Annotated in this window: 5 protein-coding genes; all 5 read left to right on the top strand. The window is 32.2% G+C overall.

Annotation, left to right across the window (positions count from 1 at the left end; all coding sequences use genetic code 11):
• A partial coding sequence (locus ACH2BG_RS07525) for a putative PEP-binding protein (protein ID WP_395047089.1) occupies window positions 1-330 on the top strand: 330 nt, incomplete at its 5' end.
• Between the two features lie 264 nt (window positions 331-594).
• Complete coding sequence (locus ACH2BG_RS07520; RefSeq protein WP_395047090.1) at window positions 595-1071, top strand: outer membrane beta-barrel protein; 477 nt, start codon at window positions 595-597, stop codon at window positions 1069-1071.
• 31 nt (window positions 1072-1102) lie between these two features.
• The gene (locus ACH2BG_RS07515) at window positions 1103-1702 is read left to right on the top strand and encodes a DUF998 domain-containing protein (RefSeq protein WP_395047088.1); all 600 of its coding nucleotides are present in this window, start codon (window positions 1103-1105) and stop codon (window positions 1700-1702) included.
• Between the two features lie 18 nt (window positions 1703-1720).
• Window positions 1721-2812, top strand: a complete 1092-nt coding sequence (locus ACH2BG_RS07510; RefSeq protein WP_395047087.1) for a DUF6544 family protein — start codon at window positions 1721-1723, stop codon at window positions 2810-2812.
• Window positions 2813-2878: 66 nt separating this feature from the next.
• Entirely contained in the window at window positions 2879-3367 is a 489-nt protein-coding gene (locus tag ACH2BG_RS07505; RefSeq protein WP_395047086.1) for a hypothetical protein, read from the top strand.
• Window positions 3368-3393: the final 26 nt, after the last annotated feature.

Raw genomic sequence — 3393 nt, 5'->3', positions numbered from 1 at the left:
CAATTTGCGAAATTATTTGATGGATTTTCTATTGGATCAAACGATTTAACACAACTCACATTGGGTTTAGATCGGGATTCTACATTGGTTAGTGCTTTGTTTAATGAAGAGAATCCTGCAGTAAAACATTTAATACAAGATACTATTAGAGCAGCAAAAAGGAATAAAATAAAAGTGGGTTTGTGCGGACAAGCACCGAGCGATATTCCCGCTTTTGCAAAATTTTTAGTAGATGAAGGCATTGATAGTATCTCATTTAATCCTGATGCGCTAATAAAAGGAATTGAAAACATTTTGCAAGCAGAAATGGAAAGTATTACTAAATTATAATTATTTATTTCATTTGATGTAGGCATTTATGAATATTCGTAATAAAAGATATGGAATTGTATAAATTTTGTTAAAAAATATGCAACACAAAGTTTTGTCAGAACCTTAAACTTTGTATCAAATTAATTTAAAACATATAATATGAAAAGTCTAACATCAAATTATCATAAAATTATTGTTGTAGTATTAATTTTAATTTTCTTGCTTTTAACGTGCAATAATGTCAATGCTCAAAATTAATGGGAACTAACTTTTAGACCAGGTATCAACTTTGCAACACAAGATTTAGACAACATAAAACTCAATACAGGATTTGGTGCTGAAGCAACAGTTGGTTATAGAGTTCAAGAACATTTATCGGCATTTGTCGGTTGGAGTTGGAACACTTTTCCATCTAAAGATTTACCATCAAAACTAGATTTTGATGAAACTGGCTATAGTTTCGGTTTTCAGTTTAATCATCCAATTTCAACTTATAATTTAAATTATATAGTTGGTCTTGCAGGAATTTACAATCATATTGAAGTAGAAAATGATAATGGAGACATTATTTCAGATTCTGGTCACGGATTGGGTTGGCAAGCAGAAACTGGACTTTCTTATGAAATAAATAAATCATTGCGAGTTGCACCAACTATTAGATACAGATCATTATCAAGAGATATAATTTTTGGTACAATTTCAACACCAGTCAATTTGAATTATTTGGCTTTTAACTTAGCTGTAACGTGGTGTTTCTAAATCCACAATTAAAAATCAAAAGGAAATTATTATGAAAAATTTAAAAATATCTGGTTCATTATTTTTCTTCGCAGGCTCAATAATCTTAATGGGAATCATTACTTCCGAAGCATTTTATCCATCGGGTTATACCACAACCAATAGCGAAATAAGCGATTTAGGTGCTACACTTCCACCAAATAGTGTCAGTTATCAACCATCGGCAACAATCTTTAATACAACAATGTGGTTTTCGGGGTTGATGATTTTAGTAGCCTCATTATACCAACACTTTCATTTCAAAAAAATAATATTCACTATTCCAATTCTATTATTTGGAATAGGACTACTCGGCGTTGGCTTTTTCCCTGGCGATAAAATTCCTTACCACGGAATGTCTTCTCTACTCACTTTCACTTCTGGAGGTTTGGCAGCAATTCTTTCGTTCAAAATTACGGCTGCACCATTTAAATATTTTGCTTTTGTTTACGGATTGATAACATTGGTCGTATTGTTTACAGCACAAAAATACATTCCAATTATTGGCGATGGTGGAACAGAACGTTGGGTGGCATATCCAGTTGTTTTATGGTTGGTTGGAATAGGTGGATTTTTATTGAACCAAAGTAATTCAAAAAATCAGGAATATTAAATTCAAAAACTGTTCATTATGTATAAATACATCTTTGCATTCTTACTATTCATTCACGGATTAATCCATTTTATGGGTTTTGCAAAAGCGTATAATTATGGAAATATTACGCAATTGTCCAAAGAAATTTCTAAACCAATAGGAATGGTATGGCTTACCACAGGTTTTTTGTTCTTAATATGTTTGGCTTTGTACCTTTTCAAAAATCAAAGTTGGGCTTATTTTGGATTAATTGCAATGGTTGTATCGCAAATTCTAATCATCTATAACTGGCAAGACGCAAAGGTTGGTACGATTGCCAACGTATTAATTTTGGTTTTTGTAATTATTGGATTTTTTCAGATAAAATTTAAAAACGAATACAAAAGTGAAGTAAAAATTGGTTTATTGCATACAAAAAATTTACCAAAAACGTTACTTTCAGAAGATAGTATTACAGACTTGCCCGAGCCAGTCAAAAAATACATTCGTTATGCAGATTGTCTCGATAAACCAATTGTGCATAATTTTAGGATAGACTTTTCAGGAAAAATTAGAAGTCACGAAAAAAGAGATTGGATGCATCTTACCTCTGAACAGTACAATTTTATACCAACGCCCACCCGATTATTTTATCTCGATGCTACCATGAAAGGTTTGCCAGTTGCAGGATTTCATTGTTTTAAAAACGGAATTGCCTATATGGATATTCGGTTATTGTCACTGTTTAAAGTAGAATTTCAAAAAGGTGCAGTCATGAATGAATCAGAAACCGTCACTTTTTTTAACGATATGTGTTGTATGGCACCAGCTACATTGATTGACAAACGAATTGAATGGTTACAAGTGGAAGAAAATAAAGTAAAAGCATCATTTACCAACAATGGAATAACCATTTCGGCTTGGTTGTATTTTAATGAAAAAGGTGAATTGGTCAATTTTGTTTCCGAAGATCGTTCCGCTTTGCTTGAAGATGGCACCACCAAAAAACTCAAATGGAACACACCTTTGCGGGATTACAAAACCATAAACGGGTATAAACTAGCCAGTTATGCCGAAGCGATTTACACCTATCCTGATGGTGATTTTACTTATGCCACTTTTGATTTGGAAGATGTTGGATTTAATTAATAAATGGTTTTTAATCAAAAATAATATTGCCAGTACAAATTTCAAATTAATTTAAAAACACAAATCATGAACGATGCACATTTACACTTAGTTTTAAATCATTTACCCATTATCATTCCAGTAATTGGGTTGTTGGTAATGATTGAAGGTTTATTTTTTAGTTCTGAAATAGTAAAAAGGACGGCTTACTTTATTTTTATTTTGGGAGCAGTTCTAGCAATTCCAGCATTTTTATCGGGCGAAGGTGCCGAAGAAGTTGTTGAAAATTTGGCAGGAATTGATGAAAATTTCATTAAAATCCATGAAGAAATTGCGGGGACATTTGCGATTCTATGTTATGCATTGGGAGGGATTTCGTTGTTGGGATTGTGGGCAAATGTTTATAAAAAATCGTTTTCAAATGGTATCGTTTATATAACAATTGTTTTTTGTACCATCACTTTATATTTTGCAAAACAAACTGGAACAACTGGTGGCGAAATCAGACATACCGAAATTAGAGAAAATGGAGGAACGAGAGCAACACAATCTCGAGATAATGAAGAAGAGGAATAACAATGATTTATGATAAAATATGAAAC

The sequence above is a fragment of the Flavobacterium sp. genome, from assembly GCF_043779715.1.
In the GTDB taxonomy this organism is placed as follows: domain Bacteria; phylum Bacteroidota; class Bacteroidia; order Flavobacteriales; family Flavobacteriaceae; genus Flavobacterium.
The sequence above is the reverse complement of the archived record's forward strand: the minus strand, read 5'-3'. Positions and strand labels throughout refer to the sequence as shown.

Excerpts from the sequence above, each read along its gene's own strand:
- ACH2BG_RS07515 (WP_395047088.1), top strand. The coding sequence starts at position 1,103 with ATGAAAAATTTAAAAATATCTGGTTCATTATTTTTCTTCGCAGGCTCA.
- ACH2BG_RS07510 (WP_395047087.1), top strand. The coding sequence starts at position 1,721 with ATGTATAAATACATCTTTGCATTCTTACTATTCATTCACGGATTAATC.
- ACH2BG_RS07505 (WP_395047086.1), top strand. The coding sequence starts at position 2,879 with ATGAACGATGCACATTTACACTTAGTTTTAAATCATTTACCCATTATC.